Source organism: Klebsiella sp. HC6, assembly GCF_022605325.1.
GTDB lineage: Bacteria > Pseudomonadota > Gammaproteobacteria > Enterobacterales > Enterobacteriaceae > Klebsiella > Klebsiella terrigena.
The window spans coordinates 2476604-2498390 of the sequence record NZ_CP093276.1; the positions used below are offsets into that span (position 1 = coordinate 2476604).

Here is a 21787-nt window from a genome sequence, read left to right on the forward strand (position 1 = left end):
CCATGATGTTAAGTAAGAAAAACAACGAGGCGCTGGAGAACTTCAGTGAAAAGCTTGAAGTCGAAGGGCGTAGCCTGTGGCAAGATGCCCGCCGCCGCTTTATGCATAACCGCGCGGCCGTGGCCAGCCTGGTGGTGCTGATCGTTATCGCTCTGTTCGTGACCATTGCGCCGATGGTGTCGCAGTTTTCCTACTACGACACCGACTGGGGCATGATGTCCAGCGCGCCTGATACGGCGTCCAGCCACTACTTCGGTACCGACTCATCCGGTCGCGACCTGCTGGTGCGCGTTGCTATCGGCGGACGTATTTCGCTGATGGTTGGCGTAGCCGCCGCGCTGGTGGCGGTGATCCTCGGTACGCTCTACGGCTCGCTTTCCGGCTATCTCGGCGGTAAGGTCGACTCCGTCATGATGCGTCTGCTGGAGATCCTCAACTCCTTCCCGTTTATGTTCTTCGTTATCCTGCTGGTGACCTTTTTTGGCCAGAACATACTGCTGATCTTCGTCGCCATCGGAATGGTTTCCTGGCTGGATATGGCGCGTATCGTGCGCGGCCAGACGCTGAGCCTGAAGCGCAAAGAGTTTATCGAAGCAGCCCAGGTCGGCGGCGTCTCGACCTTCAGTATCGTGACGCGTCACATCGTGCCTAACGTCCTGGGCGTGGTGGTGGTGTATGCCTCGCTGCTGGTGCCGAGCATGATCCTGTTCGAATCCTTCCTGAGCTTCCTCGGTCTGGGTACTCAGGAGCCGCTCAGCAGCTGGGGAGCGCTGCTGAGCGATGGCGCAAACTCAATGGAAGTGTCGCCGTGGCTGCTGCTGTTTCCTGCGGGGTTCCTGGTGGTAACGCTGTTCTGTTTTAACTTTATCGGCGATGGCCTGCGTGATGCCCTCGACCCGAAAGACCGCTAAGGAGCGCCGTCATGAGCATAATTGAAACGGCAAAAGCGCCGCAGGCGCAGCAACAATCCGGGCTGCTGCTGGATGTTAAAGATCTCCGCGTGACCTTTAAAACGCCGGATGGCGACGTCACCGCCGTCAACGACCTCAACTTTAGCCTGCGGGCCGGGGAGACGTTAGGCATCGTGGGTGAGTCGGGCTCCGGTAAGTCGCAGACCGCCTTTGCGCTGATGGGGCTGCTGGCCGCCAACGGCTATATCGGCGGCTCGGCGACCTTTAACGGCCGGCAGATCCTTAACCTGCCGGAGCGTGAGCTGAATAAGCTGCGCGCCGAGCAGATTTCGATGATTTTCCAGGACCCGATGACCTCCCTGAACCCGTATATGCGGGTCGGCGAGCAGCTGATGGAGGTTCTGATGCTGCACAAAGGTCTGGGGAAAGCCGAGGCCTTTGAAGAATCAGTGAAGATGCTGGATGCGGTCAAGATGCCGGAAGCGCGCAAGCGGATGAAAATGTATCCGCATGAGTTTTCTGGCGGGATGCGCCAGCGCGTGATGATCGCTATGGCGCTGCTGTGCCGGCCAAAGCTGCTGATCGCTGATGAGCCGACGACGGCGCTGGACGTGACGGTGCAGGCGCAGATTATGACCCTGCTGAATGAACTTAAACGTGAATTCAATACGGCGATCATTATGATTACTCACGATCTGGGCGTGGTCGCCGGGATCTGTGACAAAGTTCTGGTGATGTACGCCGGCCGCACCATGGAGTACGGTCACGCGCGCGATGTCTTTTATCATCCGTCGCATCCGTACTCTATCGGCCTGCTGAATGCGGTCCCGCGCCTGGACGCCGAAGGCGATGCGCTGTTAACCATCCCTGGCAATCCGCCGAACCTGCTGCGCCTGCCGAAGGGCTGTCCGTTCCAGCCGCGCTGTCCGCATGCGATGGAGATTTGCAATAGCGCTCCGCCTCTGAAGGAGTTTGCCCCTGGCCGCCTGCGTGCCTGCTTTCAACCGGTGGGAGATCTGCTATGAACGCCGTGACTGAACAAAGAAAAGTCCTGCTCGAAATCGCCGATCTAAAAGTCCACTTTGATATTAAAGATGGCAAGCAGTGGTTTTGGCAGCCGTCTAAAACGCTGAAGGCGGTTGATGGCGTCACGCTGCGTCTGTATGAAGGCGAAACGCTGGGCGTGGTGGGTGAGTCCGGCTGCGGTAAATCGACCTTTGCCCGCGCGATTATTGGCCTGGTGAAAGCGACCGAGGGCAGGGTAGCGTGGCTTGGCAAAGATTTGCTGGGCATGAAGCCGGACGAGTGGCGCGACGTGCGCAGCGATATTCAGATGATTTTCCAGGATCCGCTGGCGTCGCTGAACCCGCGTATGACCATCGGCGAGATTATTGCCGAGCCGCTGCGCACCTATCATCCGAAAATGTCGCGCCAGGAAGCTCGCGATCGGGTGAAGGCGATGATGATGAAGGTTGGCCTGCTGCCAAACCTGATTAACCGCTATCCGCACGAGTTTTCCGGCGGCCAGTGCCAGCGTATCGGTATTGCCCGCGCGCTGATCCTTGAGCCTAAGCTGATTATCTGCGATGAGCCGGTGTCGGCGCTGGACGTGTCGATTCAGGCCCAGGTGGTCAACCTGCTGCAGCAGCTGCAGCGCGAAATGGGTCTGTCGCTGATCTTTATCGCCCATGACCTGGCGGTGGTAAAGCACATCTCCGATCGCGTGCTGGTGATGTACCTCGGGCACGCGGTGGAGCTGGGCACCTACGATGAGGTGTACCACAACCCGCTGCACCCTTATACCAAAGCGCTGATGTCTGCGGTGCCGGTTCCCGACCCGGATCTGGAAAAAAATAAAACCATCCAGCTGCTGGAAGGCGAGCTCCCTTCGCCGATTAATCCGCCGTCGGGATGCGTTTTCCGCACGCGCTGTCCTCTTGCCGGGCCGGAATGTGCCAAAACGCGGCCGGTGCTGGAAGGAAGTTTCCGTCATGCGGTTTCCTGCCTGAAGGTAGACCCGTTATAATCTCCGGGGCTGACGCTGGTCAGCCCTTTTTTTTGCGAGGTTAACGTGGCTGTCAATATTCACGCCGCCCGTCAGCGGCTATTTCATGTGCTCTTCGATCAGCATCAGCGCTCCGGGCGCCGCTTTGAAGGACTGTGTGGCGTTTTTGCACTGCTCAGCGTGGTGGTTATTTTTATCGAGTCGGGTCTGGGGACTCAGTACCACCTGAACGTTGATGAATGGCATATTTTCGTCTGGCTGGAGCTGTTTGTTACCGCCGTTTTTACCCTCGAATATATCCTGCGCATCGTCAGCTGGCCCAATCCGCTCAGGTATATTTTCAGCTTCTGGGGGCTAATTGATTTAGCGACGATTTTACCGCTGTACGTGATGTGGCTGTGGCCGGAAATAAGCATTGACTACGTCTTTGCCTGGCGCGCGATGCGTGCGATCCGAGCCTTGCGTATTCTCAAGCTGCTGCGCTTTATGCCGTCGTTGAATATCTTCTGGGCTGCTATCGTCAGCGCCCGCCATCAGCTGATACTGTTTTACTCATTTATTGCCATTGTGATGGTGATTTTCGGCTCGCTGATGTATCTGATTGAGGGGCCGCAGTACGGATTCACCACGCTTAACGCTTCGGTGTACTGGGCTATCGTGACGATCACAACGGTAGGTTATGGCGATATTACGCCGCACACGCCGCTGGGACGAATACTGGCTTCGGTGCTGATATTAATCGGCTACTCAATTATCGCCATCCCAACCGGCCTTATTACCACCCATATGACCACCGCCTTTCAGAATCGCCGCAGTCAGCGGATTTGCCAGAACTGTCAGCACGGGCCTCATGATAAAAACGCGCGGTACTGCAACGCCTGCGGGAGTGCGCTTGCGCAGCAGGCGGACGGGTAAATAAAAATGCCTGCCGGTCGTTAAACGGGCAGGCATTTTTCAGGCCAGCAGAGGCCGGAATAAAATCTTATTCACGCCACAAAATATGGCACAGCTTGTGATCTTTCTCGCGGCACAGCAGAACGCGGGCGAAGATATCGTTGATTTCGCCGCCGTCGGTGTCAGCCAGGCCAATCACCACCTCGGCGAAGAAGTCCGGGTTGAGATCGTAATCGACGTGCTCTTGCCAGTCTTCTGCCGGATCAAAGAGTTCGGCACCGCCGCGCTCTTCAAACTGCAGGTTAAACAGAATGACATCCGCCGGGTCGAGGTTGTCGACCGCCAGCTCGAGAAAGATATCGTAAGCCTGTTCAAGCGTTTCATCTTCGGTCAGGCGATTGTTTAAATCCATATCCATGATAGCTACCCGTTTAACATCTGATTGGCACGTTTTACAGCAACGGACTGAAGAAGTAAAACAGTCGCTCCGCTATCCGCTGCCAGAGCGGACGTTTTAACCATAAGCCGGCGTCGAGCAGGCGCGAGCGGGAGATATAATCATCCTGAACCGCCGCCAGATCGCTGCCAAAACCGGCGTCATCAATCACCAGCGTAATCTCGAAATTGAGCCACAGGCTGCGCATATCGAGATTGACGGTCCCCACCAGGCTCAGCTCGCCGTCGACCAGCACGCTTTTGGTGTGCAGCAGCCCGCCTTCAAACTGATAAATTTTCACCCCGGCGGCCAGCAGCTCGGTAAAGAAGGCCCGGCTGGCCCAGCCGACGAGCAGCGAGTCATTTTTGCGCGGCAAAATGATGCTGACATCAACCCCGCGCTGGGCGGCGGTGCAGATAGCGTGCAGCAAATCGTCGCTGGGCACGAAGTAGGGGGTGGTCATGATCAGATGTTCTTTGGCGGAATAGGCGGCGGTCAGCAGCGCCTGGTGAATCAAATCTTCCGGGAAACCAGGGCCCGAGGCGATGGTATGGATGGTATGTCCGCTGGCCTCCTCAAACGGCATAATATTGAGGTCCGGCGGCGGCGGCAGGATCCGTTTACCGGTTTCGATTTCCCAGTCGCAGGAGTAAACGATACCCATTGCCGTGGCGACCGGGCCCTCCATGCGCGCCATCAGATCGATCCACTGGCCGACGCCGGAATCCTGCTTAAAGAAGCGCGGGTCAACCATATTCATACTGCCGGTGTAGGCAATATAGTTATCAATCATGACCATTTTGCGGTGCTGACGCAGATCCATCCGGCGCAAAAACACGCGCATCAGATTAACCTTCAGCGCTTCGACCACCTCGATGCCGGCGTTGCGCATCATCGCCGCCCACGGGCTGCGGAAGAAGGCGACGCTGCCGGCGGAGTCCAGCATTAAGCGGCAGTGCACGCCGCGTCTGGCGGCAGCCATTAGCGATTCTGCAACCTTATCGGCCATCCCGCCGGGCTGCCAGATATAAAACACCATCTCGATATTGTGGCGAGCCAGCTGAATATCGCGGATCAGCGCCTGCATGACGTCGTCAGACTCGGTGAGCAGCTGCAGCTGATTGCCCTTGACGCCGGCGATCCCCTGGCGGCGTTCGCAGAGTTTAAACAGCGATTCGGCGACCGGACTATTATCGTCGGCAAAGATATGCTTGCAGGCCTTGAGATCGTTGAGCCACTTGGCGGTGGAGGGCCACATTGCCCGCGCCCGTTCGGCCCGGCGCTTGCCGAGATGGAGTTCACCAAACGAGAGATAGGCAATAATTCCGACCAGAGGAAGAATATAAATAACCAGCAACCACGCCATTGCTGAAGGGACGGCGCGCCGTTTCATCAATATGCGTAATGTTACACCGGCGATCAGTAACCAGTAACCGAGGATGACTAGCCAGTTCACCACCGTGTAAAAGGTTGTCATAGATGAAAAATCCTTTTGAATGACTCTATTTTATGAGTTTACGCATCAACATCCATCTGGCAAATAAAAACGCAGCGAAAGCGTTGGTCAGCCGGATTCATAGGCCTATAATGCAGGCTGTTTTTCACTTGTAGAGTAGTAGCAATGAAGCGTAGTAGAACGGAAGTAGGGCGCTGGCGCATGCTAAGACAGGTGAGCCGCCGTAAGTCACGCTGGCTGGAGGCCCAATCGCGCCGCAATATGCGCATCCTCGCCATCCGCAAGGAGCTGGTGAAACGACAGCGTCATTCCCTGTTGTTCGTCTTCACTGAGTACTGAGATCGCTAAGTACTGAAATAAAAGGCACCGCATGCGGTGCCTCTGTGTTTTTGACGGCGGCTGGCCCTAAAATACCTTTTTGTAAGGCTTCACCGCGACGTTCTGGTACACCCCGGCAGCAATATAAGGGTCGTCGTTCGCCCATGACTGCGCTGCTTCCAGTGATTCAAACTCGGCAATAACCGTTGAGCCGGTGAACCCCGCAACGCCAGGTTCATTGCTGTCTACGGCAGGCATTGGCCCGGCGGTCAGCAGACGACCTTCATCATGTAGCAGTTGTAAACGCGCCAGGTGGGCGGGACGGACCGACGACCGCTTTTCCAGAGAATCGGCGATGTCTTCAGCGTAGATTACGTAAAGCACGGCAAGGCTCCTTATCAATAAATGGGCGAATCACGTTAAGTGAATCCGGCCTTGACTGCAATGCAAAGATGCTAAGCGGGTCAAAATGCCCGCTGCCGGGCTTTTTTTTAGCGGAAAGATGGCAAATTTTGATGCAAGCCAATAAGGCTTATTGAATATGATTGCTATTTGCATTTAAAATCGGGGCATCATTTTTCAACTGAAACGACTATGAGCGCAATGACCATTGATTTACCTCGCCGCTTCCCGTGGCCGACGCTGCTGTCCGTGACTATCCACGGTGCCGTTGTGGCGGGGTTGCTTTATACCTCGGTACATCAGGTTATTGAACGGCCATCTCCCTCCCAACCGATCGAGATAACCATGGTGGCTCCTGCGGATCTCGAGCCTCCTCAGGCCGCACAGCCGGTCGTGGAGCCGGTTGTTGAGCCGGAGCCAGAACCCGAACCTGAAGTCGTGCCAGAGCCGCCGAAGGAAGCGCCGGTAGTGATTCATAAGCCTGAGCCGAAACCCAAGCCGAAGCCAAAACCGAAGCCGGAGAAAAAGATCGAGCAGCCGAAGCGTGAGGTTAAGCCTGCGGAAACGCGTCCGGCATCGCCGTTTGAAAATACCAACACTGCGCCAGCGCGTACGCCGCCATCCACATCTACGGCCTCCGCGAAGCCAACGGTTACCGCACCGAGCGGCCCGCGGGCGCTCAGCCGTAACCAGCCAACTTATCCGACTCGCGCCCAGGCGCTGCGTATTGAAGGTGTGGTGCGCGTGAAGTTTGACGTCACGCCGGACGGCCGCCTGGACAACGTCGAGATCCTTTCCGCGCAGCCGGCGAATATGTTTGAGCGTGAAGTGAAAAGTGCCCTGCGTAAGTGGCGCTACGAGCCCGGCAAACCGGGCACCGGCGTGACGATGACCATTAAGTTCCGTCTTAAAGGCGTTGAGATCAACTAACCGCCGTCAATAAGGCCCCTTACGGGGCCTCCTCAGCGAACACATCGTCGAGCGCTTTTTGCGCCGTCACGAGGTGCTGACCGCCGAACAAGATCGCCCGGTTGAAGAGCGTATAGAGTTGGTAAATGGGCTGGCGATCGAGGAACCCGGACGGCAAAGGCGAGACCGACTGATAGCCGTCGTATATTTGCGGCGGCTGCTCAGGATGCAGCGGCAGCATGGCGAGGTCGCACTCTCGGTCTCCCCAGTAGCAGGCCGGGTCGAAGATATAGGGTCCGTTCGGCCCCAGCGCGCAGTTGCCGGACCAGAGATCGCCGTGCAGTAAAGAGGCCTGAGGTTGATGGCCGCTGAGGCGCTGCTGCACGTACTCAACGATGGTATCAATATCGCCGAAATGTAGCCCTTTTTCTGCCGCCAGCTCAAGCTGCCAGCCGATGCGCTGCTCGGCAAAGAATGTCGACCAGCGGCGTTGCCAGGCATTGGGCTGGGGAGTCGTGGAAAGGTCATTATCAAAATCGAGCCCGAACTGCGGCTGGTCGCTCCACTGATGCAGATGCGCGATTTGCTGACCGAGCAGAAAAGCGTTGTGCGCGTCGAGCGGGCGAGGGGGCAAATACTCCATCACCATAAAGCTGTAGTCGCGATCGCTGCCGACGGCAAACACCTGCGGTACGTGAACGGTTTTACTCCGCGACAGCAGCTCGAGCTGATCCGCCTCGGCGGTAAAGATAGGCAGCAGCTCACGTTCGTCACATTTCACGAAGTAGTCCTTCCCACCGAAGCGCAGGTGCCATGCTGCGTGGATTTCTCCGCCGGGCAGTTCGTTTCGCAGTTCGATTTCAGCTGCTTCAGTATGCCACTCGCTTAACAAATTGCTGATAGCCTGCCACATGCCGTCTCTCCCCATGTTTTCCACCATTTCATAAGGTTAGCGCATAACCTCGGCGTAAAATTCGAACTGACGCACAACTGACGCTTTCCACCGCGCCAATCGCACTTATTGAGCTTCCAGCCACTGAGAAAATGTGGTTACCGTAACTTCAGCAGGCCGCCCCAGCGCCGTTTCCGCTAATCCCGCGCTCAGGGCCTGCACCTCTTGCGCGCTTTGCGGGGAAACCAGGCCAAAGGTGTTGGTTCCCAGCTCGTGAGGTTTTCCCTCGTCATCATTCAGTACAAGGGTGAAGCCCGCGCGGGTAAGGTGATTGCTTAGCTCGTTAATCTCAGTAAGCGTCTCTTCGTGAAAACGGATCGTCACGACATGGGTTTGAATTTCGGCGCTCATTTTTCACCCCGTTGTTATCCATGGAATTTTCAGCATAGACCATGCTGGTCATTTGGCGACTCCCTCTGCCTGAGCAGAGGGAAGGAATCAGCGATCGCACAAATAGGCGTAAATTTTAAGCGTGTTCTCCTGCGAGCAGAGACGGGTGCCCTGATTGACGGTAGCGGCGCTGCCCGCCGCGACGCCAAAACGCACCATGTCCTCAAGTCCGGCATCTTCGGCGAGGCGCAGGGTCATCGCGCCCACCATGCTGTCGCCTGCGCCGACGGTGCTTTGGCTTTTCATCGGCGGTGGGACAACCTGTACGCTGCCGCTGCTATCGACACCCAGCGCCCCCTGCGGGCCGAGGGAGACGACGACTCTTCGGGCTTTGCCCGAGCGGATCAGCTCCTGTGCCGCCTGTCGAACGTCGTTCGGCTGGCTCAGATCGCGCTGGACGAGCGCGCTCAGCTCTTTTTGGTTAGGTTTGACGAGCTCAATGTTACCGACCTCAAGCGCGGCCGCGAGCGCTTCTCCTGAGCTGTCGATAATGCAGCGCAGATGATGCTGTTGCGCCTTTTTTACCAGCTGAGTCAGATTTTCAATATCGATCCCCGGCGGAAGGCTGCCGCTAATCACCAGCAGCGAGCCGGGCTCGATCGCCAGAACCTTCTCCTCGAGACGGCAGAACTCCTGCTGGGTTAGCGCCGCGCCGGGCATCACGAAGCGATACTGTTCTCCGCTGGAATCAACGTGGACGTGCAGATTTTGCCGCGTCCAGTCACCGGTCTCGACGGTTTCTACGGGGACCTGTTCATCGGCAAGCAGGGCGGTGAGATGTTCCCCGGTTGCGCCGCCGGCGGGGAAAATTGCCGTGGCGTGGCCGCCGAGAAAGGTAATTGCGCGGGCGACGTTAATGCCGCCGCCGCCGGGTTCGAAAACCGGTGCGCTGCAGCGTAGTTTACCTTCCGGATAGATCTGCGGGGTCTGGGTAGCGCTGTCGAGCGAAGGAGCCAGAGTCAGCGTATAAATTTTGGTCATCAAAATTCCTCCATGATACGAGTCGGCTGTTCTTTTTTTAAGCATGGCACTTCTCATTGCTAAGGGAAAGCATACGCGGCGGGGATTTGTCGGGAAGAGGCTATTTTCATTATAAAATAAAGATAGTTCTGAGGGCCGTCTTATTCAAAAAATGAAAGAGTAATTGATTGCTATGTTAATCGTGCTTTTTTATAATTTACCGCCTTTCATTGGACCAGCAGCAGCGATCCTCGCGAAAGTTTCCGGGACCATCTGGGTCTCTCTTTTTGTTGTACGGACTCTAAATTAAATGAAGCTTTTGAAGACAGTACCCGCAGCGGCTATGCTGGCGGGGGGGCTATTTGCGTCTGCGTGCGCAATGGCCGACGATTCCGTTTTTACTGTTATGGATGACCCTTCCACTGCCAAAAAACCTTTCGAAGGTGCTGTTAACGCCGGCTATCTGGCGCAGTCCGGAAATACGAAAAGTTCCTCAATGACCGCGGATTCTACGCTCACCTGGTATGGCAATACGACAGCATGGTCGCTGTGGGGGAACGCCAGCAACACCTCGTCTAACGACCAGCGCTCTTCCGAGAAGTACGCGGTCGGCGGCCGTAGTCGTTATAACATGACCGACAGCAACTATCTGTTCGGCCAGGCCAGCTGGCTGACCGACCGCTATAACGGTTATCAGCAGCGCGATGTGCTGACCGCCGGTTACGGTCGTCAAATTCTGAACGGGCCGGTGCACAGCCTGCGTTTTGAATTCGGTCCTGGCGTGCGCTATGACGAATATACCGATGGCGATAATGAGACTCAGCCGCTGGGCTACGCCTCAGGCACCTGGGCATGGCAGATGACCGATAACGCCAAATTCACTCAGGGCGTTTCCGTGTTCGGTTCCGAAGATACCACGCTAAACTCAGAAAGCGCGCTCAACGTCGCTATCAACGCTCACTTTGCGCTGCGTGTTGCCTATAACGTGACCTGGAACTCCCAGCCGCCGTCATCGGCGCCGGAGCACACCGATCGTCGTACCACGCTGTCGCTTGGCTATAAGATGTAATATTTTCAGGCCGGTTATTCCGGCCTGATTGTTTTAAATTTAGCAATAAGTGACATTATTATTTTTGGTCTTTTGTTTTGTTTTTTATAAAAAGAAAATAGCCTCCATAATTTCTTCATAATTGATTATCTTGATAAATATTTAAGTTTTTTGACACGAATAGCTAAATATTTAGTCGGACAAAAATGTGATCTGGATCTATACTATCCGTCACAGGCAGAGATGATGTCTTTGCTCGAAATCCTTACGTAAATAAGAGAATCATCACTATGAAAAATAGCAAAATCGCAACTGCGGCCGTGATGCTGTGCGCGCTCTCGTTCGGCGCCTTAGCCGCTAATCCAGTCCCACAGCCAGGCAGCAAAGACCATACCCAGGTCGGCATTGCTAAAGCGACCGACGTCGAAGCAGGCTCTAATATTGCCCCGGGATCGCAGTCAACGGGTCAGACTATGGGCGATGCTTTTAATGTTCATAAACTCGTTGCCGGTGAATGGTCCTGATATTTCATTCTTCCGTCGGACTGTCTCTTATATTTTGAGAAATATAAAGCCGGGTAAAGATGTACCGGTTTGACAGGCATATGTTTGGCTCCGCGTTTTGATTTTGCCCGCTACTCACTACCGCACGTAAGCAATACGGCGCGGGCGCTTATTTTTGTCCTTTTTATCTCAACCCGTCGTCCCTTGCGATCTTTGGCCCCGTCCTCCTTGTTTTATCATTAATAGCAGCCATTTAGTGGGTTGTGACTTTTATCACGCACTAATGATGTGTAAACTAAAGCCCGGTGTTATCAGCAGGCGGCTGCAGGTGAGAACGGTGGGGTTACCCTCGTGCTCATATTTTCGCAGAGTGAAGCGGGAGCTCGGTCTGAACTTGTTGATAATTATGATTATATTGTTTTGTATGTGCTCTTTCGTGTGGGGCACCACTGCAAATAAGGACATGAAATGCCTGTAATTACGCTTCCTGATGGCAGCCAACGCCATTTTGACCACGCGGTTAGCCCGCTGGACGTTGCCCTCGACATCGGCCCTGGCCTGGCGAAAGCCACCATCGCTGGCCGTGTGAACGGCGAGCTGGTTGATGCCTGCGATCCCATCGAAAACGATGCAACGCTCTCTATCATCACCGCTAAAGATGAAGACGGCCTGGAGATTATTCGTCACTCCTGCGCGCATCTGTTAGGTCATGCGATTAAGCAGCTGTGGCCGAACACCAAAATGGCTATCGGCCCGGTTATCGATAACGGCTTCTATTATGATGTTGATATCGATCGTACGCTGACCCAGGAAGACCTCGACGCGCTCGAAAAACGTATGCACGAACTCGCTGAGAAAAACTACGACGTCATCAAGAAAAAAGTCAGCTGGCATGAAGCGCGTGAAACCTTCGTGCAGCGCGGTGAGACCTACAAAGTGTCGATCCTTGATGAGAATATTGCTCATGATGACAAGCCCGGCTTGTATCATCATGAAGAGTACGTCGACATGTGCCGTGGGCCGCACGTGCCGAACATGCGTTTCTGTCATCATTTCAAACTGATGAAAACCGCTGGCGCCTACTGGCGTGGCGATAGCAACAATAAGATGTTGCAACGTATTTATGGCACCGCGTGGGCGGATAAAAAGGCGCTCAACGCCCATCTGCTGCGCCTGGAAGAAGCATCTAAGCGTGACCACCGTAAGATCGGTAAGCAGCTTGACCTGTATCATATGCAGGAAGAAGCGCCGGGTATGGTATTCTGGCACAACGATGGCTGGACTATCTTCCGTGAACTGGAAACATTCGTCCGCTCTAAGCTGAAAGAGTACCAGTATCAGGAAGTTAAAGGCCCGTTTATGATGGACCGTGTGCTGTGGGAAAAAACCGGCCACTGGGACAACTACAAAGATGCGATGTTCACCACCTCTTCTGAGAACCGTGAGTACTGCATCAAGCCGATGAACTGCCCGGGTCACGTGCAGATCTTTAATCAGGGCCTGAAATCCTATCGCGATCTGCCGCTGCGTATGGCGGAGTTCGGTAGCTGCCATCGTAACGAGCCGTCAGGCGCGCTGCATGGCCTGATGCGCGTTCGCGGCTTTACTCAGGATGACGCGCATATTTTCTGTACTGAAGAGCAGGTGCGTGATGAAGTTAACGCCTGTATTCGTATGGTCTACGATATGTACAGCTCCTTTGGCTTCGAAAAAATCGTCGTCAAGCTCTCAACTCGTCCGGAAAAACGTATCGGAAGCGACGAGGCCTGGGATCGTGCTGAGGCGGATCTGGCAGTCGCGCTGGAAGAAAACAATATCCCATTTGAGTATCAGCTGGGTGAAGGCGCGTTCTACGGTCCAAAAATTGAATTTACTTTGTATGACTGCCTCGATCGTGCATGGCAGTGCGGAACGGTACAGCTGGACTTCTCTCTGCCGCAGCGTTTAAGCGCCTCTTATGTAGGCGAAAGCAACGAGCGACAGGTACCGGTAATGATTCACCGTGCTATCCTTGGTTCTCTGGAGCGCTTTATTGGCATCCTGACCGAAGAGTTTGCCGGCTTCTTCCCAACCTGGCTTGCGCCAGTGCAGGTAGTGGTCATGAATATTACTGATTCTCAGGCCGATTACGTTAACGAATTGACGCGTAAACTACAAAATGCGGGAATTCGTGTAAAAGCGGACTTGAGAAATGAGAAGATTGGCTTTAAAATCCGCGAGCACACTTTACGTCGTGTCCCGTACATGTTGGTCTGTGGCGACAAAGAAGTCGAAGCCGGTAAAGTAGCCGTGCGTACCCGTCGCGGGAAAGACCTCGGCAGCATGGACGTAAATGAAGTGATCGAAAAGCTGCAACAAGAGATTCGCAGCCGCAGTCTTCAACAACTGGAGGAATAAGGTATTAAAGGCGGAAAACGAGTTCAAACGGCGCGTCCGAATCGTATTAATGGCGAAATTCGCGCGCAAGAAGTTCGCTTAACAGGTCTGGAAGGCGAGCAGCTTGGTATTGTGAGTCTGAGAGAAGCTCTGGAAAAAGCTGAAGAAGCCGGAGTAGACTTAGTCGAAATCAGCCCTAACGCCGAGCCGCCGGTTTGTCGTATCATGGATTACGGCAAATTCCTCTATGAAAAGAGTAAGTCTTCTAAGGAACAGAAGAAAAAACAAAAAGTTATCCAGGTTAAGGAAATTAAATTCCGACCTGGTACCGATGATGGCGACTACCAGGTAAAACTCCGCAGCCTGGTTCGCTTTCTGGAAGAGGGTGATAAAGCTAAGATCACGCTGCGTTTCCGCGGTCGTGAGATGGCTCACCAGCAGATCGGTATGGAAGTGCTCAACCGCGTCCGTGACGATCTGAGTGAACTGGCAGTGGTCGAATCCTTCCCATCGAAGATCGAAGGCCGCCAGATGATCATGGTGCTCGCTCCGAAGAAGAAACAGTAAGGCCTTCAAGTAGCAATTCCTGTGGAGCCCTTGGGCCTCGCAGGGACTGTTCGCCTACGTTTCGTTTATTAACAATGCGAAGTGGAAGTTATTAAAATGCCAAAAATTAAGACCGTACGCGGTGCTGCTAAGCGCTTCAAAAAAACCGGTAAAGGTGGTTTTAAGCACAAGCACGCTAACCTGCGTCACATTCTGACCAAAAAAGCTACCAAGCGTAAACGTCACCTGCGTCCGAAAGCCATGGTTTCCAAAGGCGATCTGGGCCTGGTAATCGCGTGCCTGCCGTACGCATAAGTCGTTAACCCTTTTAACTTTTTAATTAGAATAGATACAGGAGAGCACATATGGCTCGCGTAAAACGTGGTGTAGTTGCCCGTGCACGTCACAAGAAAATTTTGAAACAAGCTAAAGGCTACTACGGTGCGCGTTCTCGCGTATACCGCGTTGCCTTCCAGGCTGTTATCAAAGCAGGTCAGTACGCTTATCGTGACCGTCGTCAGAAAAAGCGTCAGTTCCGTCAACTGTGGATTGCGCGTATCAACGCAGCAGCACGTCAGAACGGTATTTCTTACAGCAAATTCATCAACGGCCTGAAAAAAGCCTCTGTTGAAATTGACCGTAAGATCCTGGCTGACATCGCAGTATTCGACAAATTAGCGTTCTCCGCTCTGGTCGAAAAAGCGAAAGCAGCTCTGGCATAAGCCAGTTGAAAGAGGGAGCTTGTCTCCCTCTTTTTGTTTCAACACTATCAATACATTGACTTTTATTGCTGTAAGCTTTTCAATACAGGTCTTACGTTTCGTGCCAGACAAGGTAATGCAAGCATGAATGCTGCTATTTTCCGCTTCTTTTTTTACTTTAGCACCTGAACTCAGGAGGCTAGCGCGTGAGAAAAGAAACGAAAAACAGCGCCAGAAAGCCTCCCACCGTGGAGGCTTTTTTCGTATATGAACTGGCTCGTTCTATTTCAAGCTGCAGGTGCGTGGCTTAATGCGCGTCATCCCGCCGGAGTCTTCGTGCTGGATAACGGCTTGATCCGCTGCCTGCGACTCGAAATAGTCAGAGCAAAATAATGACCATAACCGGTGTCTGCACCGACATAATGAGGAAAACCATGTCACATCTCGCAGAGCTGGTTGCCAGTGCGAAGGCAGCCATTAATGAGGCATCAGATGTTGCCGCGCTGGACAACGTCCGCGTGGAATACCTGGGAAAGAAAGGGCATCTGACCCTTCAGATGACGACCCTGCGCGAGCTGCCGCCAGAAGAGCGTCCGGCTGCAGGCGCGGTGATCAACGAAGCCAAAGAGCAGGTCCAGCAGGCGCTCAACGCGCGTAAAGCCGATCTGGAAGGCGCCGCGCTGAATGCGCGTCTGGCCGCTGAGACCATTGACGTCTCGCTGCCGGGGCGTCGGGTCGAAAACGGCGGTCTGCATCCGGTTACCCGCACTATTGACCGCATCGAAAACTTCTTCGGCGAGCTCGGCTTTACGGTGGCAACCGGTCCGGAGATTGAAGATGATTACCATAACTTCGATGCGCTGAATATCCCGGGCCACCACCCGGCGCGCGCTGACCACGATACCTTCTGGTTTGATGCCACTCGCCTGCTGCGTACCCAGACTTCTGGCGTGCAGATCCGTACCATGGAACATCAGCAGCCGCCGATTCGTATTATCGCCCCCGGCCGCGTTTATCGTAACGATTACGATCAGACCCATACCCCGATGTTCCATCAGATGGAAGGCCTGATTGTTGATAAGAATATTAACTTCACCAACCTGAAAGGGACGCTGCACGACTTCCTGCGTAACTTCTTTGAAGAAGATCTGCAAATTCGTTTCCGTCCGTCCTACTTCCCGTTTACCGAACCCTCTGCTGAAGTTGACGTCATGGGTAAAAACGGCAAGTGGCTGGAAGTGCTTGGCTGCGGCATGGTGCACCCGAACGTCCTACGCAACGTCGGCATCGACCCGGAAGTCTATTCCGGCTTCGCCTTTGGTATGGGCATGGAGCGTCTGACCATGCTGCGCTATGGCGTAACCGACCTACGCGCGTTCTTCGAAAACGATCTGCGTTTCCTCAAACAGTTTAAATAAGGGCAGGACAGAACAATGAAATTCAGTGAACTGTGGTTACGCGAATGGGTTAATCCGGCGATCGACAGCGAAGCCCTGGCGAATCAGATTACGATGGCCGGCCTCGAAGTTGACGGCGTTGAGCCGGTTGCCGGCAGCTTCAACGGCGTCGTCGTCGGTGAAGTCGTCGAGTGCGGCCAGCACCCGAACGCTGACAAGCTGCGGGTGACCAAAATTAACGTCGGCGGCGAACGCCTGCTGGATATCGTGTGCGGCGCGCCGAACTGCCGCCAGGGTCTGAAGGTTGCGGTTGCTACTATCGGCGCCGTACTGCCGGGCGACTTCAAAATTAAAGCAGCAAAACTGCGCGGTGAGCCTTCCGAAGGGATGCTGTGTTCGTTTTCCGAGCTGGGTGTTTCCGACGATCATAGCGGAATTATCGAACTGCCGGCAGATGCGCCAATTGGTACCGATATCCGTGAATATCTGAAGTTTGACGACAACACCATTGAAATCAGCGTGACGCCGAACCGTGCCGACTGTTTAGGTATCATCGGCGTCGCTCGCGACGTGGCGGTACTGAATAAAGAGCCGCTGAACGCACCGGAAATTACGCCGGTAGCGGCGACGATTGCCGATACGCTGCCCATCACCGTCGACGCGCCGGACGCGTGCCCGCGCTACCTGGGACGCGTGGTTAAAGGCATCAATGTTAAAGCGCCCACTCCGCTGTGGATGAAAGAGAAGCTGCGTCGCTGCGGCATTCGCTCCATCGATGCGGTGGTGGATGTCACCAACTATGTTCTTCTCGAGCTCGGCCAGCCGATGCACGCCTTTGACCGCGACCGCATTGAAGGCGGCATCGTGGTGCGGATGGCGAAAGAGGGCGAAACGCTGGTGCTGCTGGACGGTTCCGAAGCTAAGCTTGACGCTGACACCCTGGTTATCGCAGACCACCAGAAGGCGCTGGCGATGGGCGGCATCTTTGGCGGCGAGCACTCCGGCGTGAACGACGAAACGCAGAACGTGCTGCTGGAGTGCGCATTCTTCAGCCCGCTGTCTATCACCGGTCGCGCGCGCCGTCACGGCCTGCACACCGATGCTTCCCACCGCTACGAGCGTGGGGTCGACCCGGCGCTGCAGCACAAGGCCCTGGAGCGTGCAACCCGCCTGCTGATCGATATCTGCGGCGGCGAAGCCGGCCCGGTGATCGACGTGACCAACGACGCGACCCTGCCGAAGGCGGCAACCATTACCCTGCGCCGCAGCAAGCTGGATCGCCTGATTGGCCATCACATTGATGATGCTCAGGTTAGCGATATTCTTAGCCGCCTGGGTTGTGAAGTGACCGCGGGCGAAGGCCAGTGGCTGGCCGTCGCGCCGAGCTGGCGTTTTGATATTGCGATCGAAGAAGATCTGGTTGAAGAAGTTGCCCGCGTATACGGCTATAACAACATTCCTGACGAACCGGTCCAGGCTGGCCTGATTATGGGTACCCATCGCGAGGCGAACCTGTCGCTTAAGCGCGTGAAAACCCTGCTCATCGACAAAGGCTATCAGGAAGTTATTACCTATAGCTTCGTTGACCCGAAAGTACAGCAGCTGATTCACCCGGGTGAAGAGGCGCTGATCCTGCCAAGCCCAATCTCCAGCGAAATGTCGGCGATGCGCCTGTCGCTGCTGACCGGCCTGCTGGGCACCGTGGTGTATAACCAGAATCGCCAGCAGAGCCGCGTGCGCATCTTTGAGAGCGGTTTACGCTTTGTTCCTGATACCGAGGCTCCGCTGGGGATCCGTCAGGATGTGATGCTGGCCGGCGTAATTTGCGGTAATCGCGTTGATGAGCACTGGAACCTGGCAAAAGAGTCCGTCGATTTCTATGATTTAAAAGGCGATCTGGAGTCCGTTCTTGACCTGACCGGTAAATTATCCGCCATCGAATTCCGCGCAGAAGCGAACGCCGCGCTGCATCCGGGACAGTCGGCAGCGATTTATCTGAAAGGTGAACGCATTGGTTTCATTGGGGTTGTTCATCCTGAACTGGAACGTAAACTGGATCTGAACGGTCGCACTTTGGCGTTTGAGCTGGAGTGGAACAAGCTTGCAGACCGCGTGGTGCCTCAGGCGCGCGAGATTTCTCGTTTCCCGGCAAACCGTCGCGACATCGCGGTCGTCGTCGCTGAAAACGTACCCGCAGCTGATGTTTTGACCGAGTGTAAGAAAGTTGGCGTAAATCAGGTAGTTGGCGTAAACTTATTTGACGTGTACCGCGGTAAAGGCGTTGCAGAAGGCAGTAAGAGCCTTGCAATCAGCCTAATCCTTCAGGATACCAGCCGTACACTCGAAGAAGAGGAGATTGCCGCTACCGTCGCCAAATGTGTAGAGGCATTAAAAGAGCGATTCCAGGCCTCATTGAGGGATTGAACCTATGGCGCTTACAAAAGCTGAAATGTCAGAATATCTGTTTGATAAGCTTGGGCTTAGCAAGCGGGATGCCAAAGAACTGGTAGAGTTGTTTTTCGAAGAGGTTCGTCGTGCTTTGGAAAACGGAGAACAGGTAAAACTCTCCGGGTTCGGCAACTTCGATTTGCGTGATAAAAACCAGCGCCCGGGTCGTAACCCGAAAACGGGGGAAGATATTCCGATTACAGCCCGGCGCGTGGTGACCTTCAGACCCGGCCAGAAACTTAAAAGCCGCGTCGAAAACGCTTCGCCCAGAGACAAATAATCTGAACTAACTAAAAAGGCCGCTGATGCGGCCTTTTTTCTTTTCATTTTCAGGATCAGGCTTTTACGGCAGTGACCATCACTTCGACGAGAATATCCGGGCGCGCCATCTCTGCCTGGACGGCCGCGCGCGCCGGGCTGTGGCCTTCCGGCAGCCAGGCAACCCAGGCCTCGTTAAAACCGGCAAAATCGCGGGACATGTTTTTCAGCCACACCTGCGCGGAAAGAATGTGCCCGCTGTCGCTACCGGCCGCCGCCAGCAGGGCGTCGATTTTCTCTAAGACTTCACGCGTCTGCTGAATAATATCCTCCTCGCTGCTTTTCGGGGTTTGACCCGATAAAAAGATCAGGTTGCCATATTCGACGCTGGCGGAAAGACGCGGCTGCGGATTGTTACGGATAATGTTCATGCTGATTTTTTCCATGTCAGGCCATCTAAAGTGATGGCGGGGTTTTCGCTATCGAGCAGGGCGCCGAGCACCGCCGCGCTGCCGGCGGCAAGGGTGAAGCCCAGGCTACCCTGGCCGAGGTTCATCCACAGGTTTTGGTAGCCGGCGCGTCCCAGCAGCGGAGGGCCGGCTGGCGTAGAAGGGCGCATACCGCTCCAGGCCTGCGCATCCTCAATACCCTGAAGCTCGGGGAAGCTGCCGGCAACAATTTTTTTCAACGCCGCAATACGCTCAGGGCGCAGTCCGTCGCCGTCGTAGCCGATATCAACCATCGCGGCGATACGCAGCTGCTCTCCGAGGCGGGCATAGACAATTTTGTGTCCATAGTCGGTGACGCTGATATCCGGCGCGATCCCGGCCTGGGCCGGATAGGGCAGCGTCAGGCTGTAGCCTTTCAGGCCGCAAAGCGGCACGTGAATTCCCGTGCCAGCCAGTAACGGGCTGCTGCCATTGCCGGCGGCAACCACAAAATCATCGCCGACAATCGTTCCCCGGCTGGTTTCCGCCGAGTGAATACGACCGCCTTTTTTATTCAGACGGCGAACGTCGCAGTCGCCGGTGAGGGTAAAGCCGGCGCTGGCGTTGAGTTTCTCCAGCAGCGCCAGGCAAAACTGATGACAGTCGGCAGTTTCGTCGCCGGGGGAATAAATACCGCCGCAGAGCGAGGCGCGGATATGCCTGAGCGCGGGTTCAAGTTCGATACACTCGGCTCCGCTCAGGGAGCGCTGATATTGCGGATTGATCCCTGTTTCCGCTTTATTCAGATCGTACTCCCGGCGATGGACGACTAATTTCCCGCAGCGTCGCCAGTGAAAGTCGCTCAGATTATCCTCATTCAACCACGCCTGCATAACCTGACGGCTGAGCAGCGACAGGCGAAGGATATGATCGCCGTTCACCTTATTGGTCCGGCTGTTGCAGGCACGCAGGAACTGCAGCAGCCAGCGCCACTGGTCTGGCGACATCCGCAGGCGCATATTGAGCGGCGAGTCGCTCCTGCCCATCCATTTTATTCCCTGCAGCGGCACGCCGCGGTCGGCCAGCGGTGCGACGTAGCGGTAGCTGAGCTGGCCGCCGTTAGCAAAGCTCGTCGCCAGGCCGGGGTTCGCATTGCGCTCCAGCAGCTGGACCTCGTGGCCGCGCTTAATGAATACATAGGCCGTCGCCAGCCCGATAACGCCCCCACCGATAATAACAATGCGCTTTTTCATAACCTGAGGTATCCGCCGCTGATAAATGCAATGGCGCTATGTCAAAGCATTTACCCCTGTGGCGCAATTGACTTTTTATTTTCAGGGTATAACCCCAGGTTAATTTCCTGCAGCTGTTTACGCAGCTGTAGGCAGATAAAATCGACAAATTTATGCGCAATCGGACTCAGAGAAACATCCGCCCGACGCAGCAGGCAGAGAGGGATCGTCATCGGCGGCGAAATAGGGTGGATCATCGTCGGGGTCAGGTTGTGACGCGCGGAAAAAATATCGGTAATGCTGCAGCCCATGCCGTGTTTAACAAATTCAGTTGCCATGTAGTAGGTCTGAACGTTGAGGCGGGTCGTCGAGAAGTCCCGACGGGTAGCAATGGCGGCCGACAGCGAGTGGGGGCCGGGAGAGATCCAGCGCTGCTGGTCTATCTCATCGATCGCCACCACGCCCTGGCGGTAGTCGCGGTCGATGTAGACCAGCGGCACCTCGGCGATGGTGGTGGGGATGATTTCACCCTGCTGAACCGGCTGGAGCGTCAGGGCCAGATCGATCTCGCGCAGATCCAGTTTCTTGACCAATGTCTCAGTATGTTCCGTGGTCAGGGTCATCACCAGATTCGCGTTTTGCTGATAGAAGTCGGTCACCATTTCCGGCACCAGGCTCAGCCCGAGGCTGGGCAAACAGCCGAGGCTAATTTTCGCCCGCGGGTCGCGCGCCAGGTTGTCGGCAAGCAGGCGCAGATTATCCAGATCCTGGTAGATATTCTGCGCCTTCTCGAACAGCGTCAGCGCTTCGCTGCTCGGCAGCAGCTTGCCGCGAACGCGCTGAAAGAGCTTAAAACCCAGCTTCGTTTCGGCGTTTTTGAGCGCCTTACTGGCCGCCGGTTGAGAGATATTCAGCGACTCTGCTGCTCGTGAAAGGGTGCCGCAGGTCATCACGGCGTGGAAAATTTCCAGGTGACGCAGTTTCATCAGGAGTTAACTCAGGGTTATAGGGGCCAGATAAAAATTCATTTTCTAATAACAATAAATTAACATAAATTCAATTCACAATCAGCGTTCTGTTTACTTATTGCGCTTTTTGCCCCGCCGGCAGGCGGATAATCCGATTCTCAGAACAATACCTGTTGTCCCTACGCAAACCCTCAGGCCTTCGCGCCAACAATTATAACGAGGGGGATATTTTCTGAGCTGGCCCAAATG

25 protein-coding genes and 1 other annotated feature are annotated in these 21787 nt (G+C 55.0%); of the genes, 16 read left to right on the top strand and 9 right to left on the bottom strand.

The window, feature by feature from the left end; translation table 11 throughout:
- The first annotated feature begins 2 nt into the window (after positions 1 to 2).
- From oppC to MMW58_RS12025, 4 genes are read left to right on the top strand one after another with little or no spacing between them, the layout of a single operon-like run.
- Positions 3 to 911, top strand: a complete 909-nt coding sequence (oppC, locus tag MMW58_RS12010; protein ID WP_115192440.1) for an oligopeptide ABC transporter permease OppC — start codon at positions 3 to 5, stop codon at positions 909 to 911.
- A gap of 11 nt (positions 912 to 922) precedes the next feature.
- Positions 923 to 1936 (top strand): ABC transporter ATP-binding protein, encoded by a 1014-nt coding sequence (gene oppD / locus MMW58_RS12015; RefSeq protein WP_133598243.1) that lies wholly within the window; start codon positions 923 to 925, stop codon positions 1934 to 1936.
- Entirely contained in the window at positions 1933 to 2937 is a 1005-nt protein-coding gene (gene oppF, locus MMW58_RS12020; RefSeq protein WP_123708305.1) for a murein tripeptide/oligopeptide ABC transporter ATP-binding protein OppF, read from the top strand. The genes oppD and oppF overlap by 4 nt, the downstream gene beginning before the upstream one ends.
- A gap of 45 nt (positions 2938 to 2982) precedes the next feature.
- Entirely contained in the window at positions 2983 to 3831 is an 849-nt protein-coding gene (locus MMW58_RS12025; protein WP_133598241.1) for an ion transporter, read from the top strand.
- 67 nt (positions 3832 to 3898) lie between these two features.
- On the opposite strand, the gene MMW58_RS12030 is transcribed toward MMW58_RS12025, so the two are convergent.
- A complete protein-coding gene (locus MMW58_RS12030) occupies positions 3899 to 4228 on the bottom strand; it encodes an HI1450 family dsDNA-mimic protein (RefSeq protein WP_095102024.1) in 330 nt (109 codons plus the stop codon).
- A 34-nt stretch (positions 4229 to 4262) separates the two neighbouring features.
- A complete protein-coding gene (gene cls, locus MMW58_RS12035) occupies positions 4263 to 5723 on the bottom strand; it encodes a cardiolipin synthase (protein WP_045858917.1) in 1461 nt (486 codons plus the stop codon).
- A 144-nt stretch (positions 5724 to 5867) separates the two neighbouring features.
- On the opposite strand from cls, the gene MMW58_RS12040 reads away from it, so the two are divergent.
- Positions 5868 to 6041, top strand: a complete 174-nt coding sequence (locus MMW58_RS12040; protein WP_095102028.1) for a YciY family protein — start codon at positions 5868 to 5870, stop codon at positions 6039 to 6041.
- 66 nt (positions 6042 to 6107) lie between these two features.
- Here the strand turns inward: MMW58_RS12040 and MMW58_RS12045 are convergent, their stop codons facing one another.
- Positions 6108 to 6404 (bottom strand): YciI family protein, encoded by a 297-nt coding sequence (locus tag MMW58_RS12045; protein ID WP_045858916.1) that lies wholly within the window; start codon positions 6402 to 6404, stop codon positions 6108 to 6110.
- A 210-nt stretch (positions 6405 to 6614) separates the two neighbouring features.
- Between MMW58_RS12045 and tonB the strand changes: the two genes are divergently transcribed.
- Complete coding sequence (gene tonB / locus MMW58_RS12050) at positions 6615 to 7352, top strand: TonB system transport protein TonB (protein ID WP_241723454.1); 738 nt, start codon at positions 6615 to 6617, stop codon at positions 7350 to 7352.
- Between the two features lie 19 nt (positions 7353 to 7371).
- On the opposite strand, the gene MMW58_RS12055 is transcribed toward tonB, so the two are convergent.
- From MMW58_RS12055 to pfkB, 3 genes are all read right to left on the bottom strand, one after another.
- On the bottom strand, positions 7372 to 8244 hold the full coding sequence (locus MMW58_RS12055; protein ID WP_041146060.1) for a fructosamine kinase family protein: 873 nt from the start codon (positions 8242 to 8244) through the stop codon (positions 7372 to 7374).
- A gap of 105 nt (positions 8245 to 8349) precedes the next feature.
- Positions 8350 to 8634, bottom strand: coding sequence for a type V toxin-antitoxin system endoribonuclease antitoxin GhoS (ghoS, locus tag MMW58_RS12060; RefSeq protein ID WP_045858909.1), 285 nt, complete (start codon positions 8632 to 8634; stop codon positions 8350 to 8352).
- Between the two features lie 87 nt (positions 8635 to 8721).
- Positions 8722 to 9654, bottom strand: coding sequence for a 6-phosphofructokinase II (gene pfkB / locus MMW58_RS12065; RefSeq protein WP_241723455.1), 933 nt, complete (start codon positions 9652 to 9654; stop codon positions 8722 to 8724).
- A gap of 289 nt (positions 9655 to 9943) precedes the next feature.
- On the opposite strand from pfkB, the gene MMW58_RS12070 reads away from it, so the two are divergent.
- The 10 genes from MMW58_RS12070 to ihfA all read left to right on the top strand — a co-directional run bounded on the left by MMW58_RS12070 (position 9944) and on the right by ihfA (position 18932).
- Positions 9944 to 10702 carry a DUF481 domain-containing protein gene (locus MMW58_RS12070; protein WP_076947649.1) on the top strand — a complete coding sequence of 253 codons (759 nt, stop codon included), beginning with the start codon at positions 9944 to 9946 and terminating at the stop codon, positions 10700 to 10702.
- A 269-nt stretch (positions 10703 to 10971) separates the two neighbouring features.
- Complete coding sequence (locus MMW58_RS12075) at positions 10972 to 11205, top strand: YdgH/BhsA/McbA family protein (protein ID WP_041146056.1); 234 nt, start codon at positions 10972 to 10974, stop codon at positions 11203 to 11205.
- Positions 11206 to 11652: 447 nt separating this feature from the next.
- Positions 11653 to 13581 (top strand): threonine--tRNA ligase, encoded by a 1929-nt coding sequence (thrS, locus tag MMW58_RS12080; RefSeq protein ID WP_241723456.1) that lies wholly within the window; start codon positions 11653 to 11655, stop codon positions 13579 to 13581.
- Between the two features lie 3 nt (positions 13582 to 13584).
- The gene (gene infC / locus MMW58_RS12085) at positions 13585 to 14127 is read left to right on the top strand and encodes a translation initiation factor IF-3 (protein ID WP_049267827.1); all 543 of its coding nucleotides are present in this window, start codon (positions 13585 to 13587) and stop codon (positions 14125 to 14127) included.
- Positions 14128 to 14223: 96 nt separating this feature from the next.
- Positions 14224 to 14421: a 50S ribosomal protein L35 gene (gene rpmI / locus MMW58_RS12090; protein WP_001124225.1), complete on the top strand. Its 198-nt coding sequence runs from the start codon at positions 14224 to 14226 to the stop codon at positions 14419 to 14421.
- Between the two features lie 50 nt (positions 14422 to 14471).
- Complete coding sequence (rplT, locus tag MMW58_RS12095; protein WP_133598233.1) at positions 14472 to 14828, top strand: 50S ribosomal protein L20; 357 nt, start codon at positions 14472 to 14474, stop codon at positions 14826 to 14828.
- A gap of 118 nt (positions 14829 to 14946) precedes the next feature.
- Positions 14947 to 15072: a sequence feature (Phe leader region), on the top strand.
- Positions 14952 to 14996, top strand: coding sequence for a pheST operon leader peptide PheM (gene pheM / locus MMW58_RS12100; RefSeq protein ID WP_001386830.1), 45 nt, complete (start codon positions 14952 to 14954; stop codon positions 14994 to 14996). (Overlaps the previous feature by 45 nt.)
- Before the next feature lie 169 nt (positions 15073 to 15241).
- Positions 15242 to 16225, top strand: a complete 984-nt coding sequence (gene pheS, locus MMW58_RS12105) for a phenylalanine--tRNA ligase subunit alpha (RefSeq protein ID WP_041146054.1) — start codon at positions 15242 to 15244, stop codon at positions 16223 to 16225.
- Positions 16226 to 16240: 15 nt separating this feature from the next.
- Positions 16241 to 18628: a phenylalanine--tRNA ligase subunit beta gene (gene pheT, locus MMW58_RS12110; protein WP_241723457.1), complete on the top strand. Its 2388-nt coding sequence runs from the start codon at positions 16241 to 16243 to the stop codon at positions 18626 to 18628.
- Between the two features lie 4 nt (positions 18629 to 18632).
- Complete coding sequence (gene ihfA / locus MMW58_RS12115) at positions 18633 to 18932, top strand: integration host factor subunit alpha (RefSeq protein ID WP_004102960.1); 300 nt, start codon at positions 18633 to 18635, stop codon at positions 18930 to 18932.
- A gap of 55 nt (positions 18933 to 18987) precedes the next feature.
- Here ihfA and MMW58_RS12120 read toward each other — a convergent pair whose 3' ends face one another.
- The 3 genes from MMW58_RS12120 to admX are packed head-to-tail and all read right to left on the bottom strand — an operon-like array spanning position 18988 to position 21556.
- A complete protein-coding gene (locus tag MMW58_RS12120; RefSeq protein WP_159235779.1) occupies positions 18988 to 19341 on the bottom strand; it encodes a RidA family protein in 354 nt (117 codons plus the stop codon).
- Positions 19338 to 20591, bottom strand: a complete 1254-nt coding sequence (locus tag MMW58_RS12125; RefSeq protein WP_241723458.1) for a D-amino acid dehydrogenase — start codon at positions 20589 to 20591, stop codon at positions 19338 to 19340. The genes MMW58_RS12120 and MMW58_RS12125 overlap by 4 nt, the downstream gene beginning before the upstream one ends.
- Before the next feature lie 50 nt (positions 20592 to 20641).
- Positions 20642 to 21556 (bottom strand): HTH-type transcriptional regulator AdmX, encoded by a 915-nt coding sequence (gene admX, locus MMW58_RS12130; RefSeq protein ID WP_241723459.1) that lies wholly within the window; start codon positions 21554 to 21556, stop codon positions 20642 to 20644.
- Between the last annotated feature and the right edge of the window lie 231 nt (positions 21557 to 21787).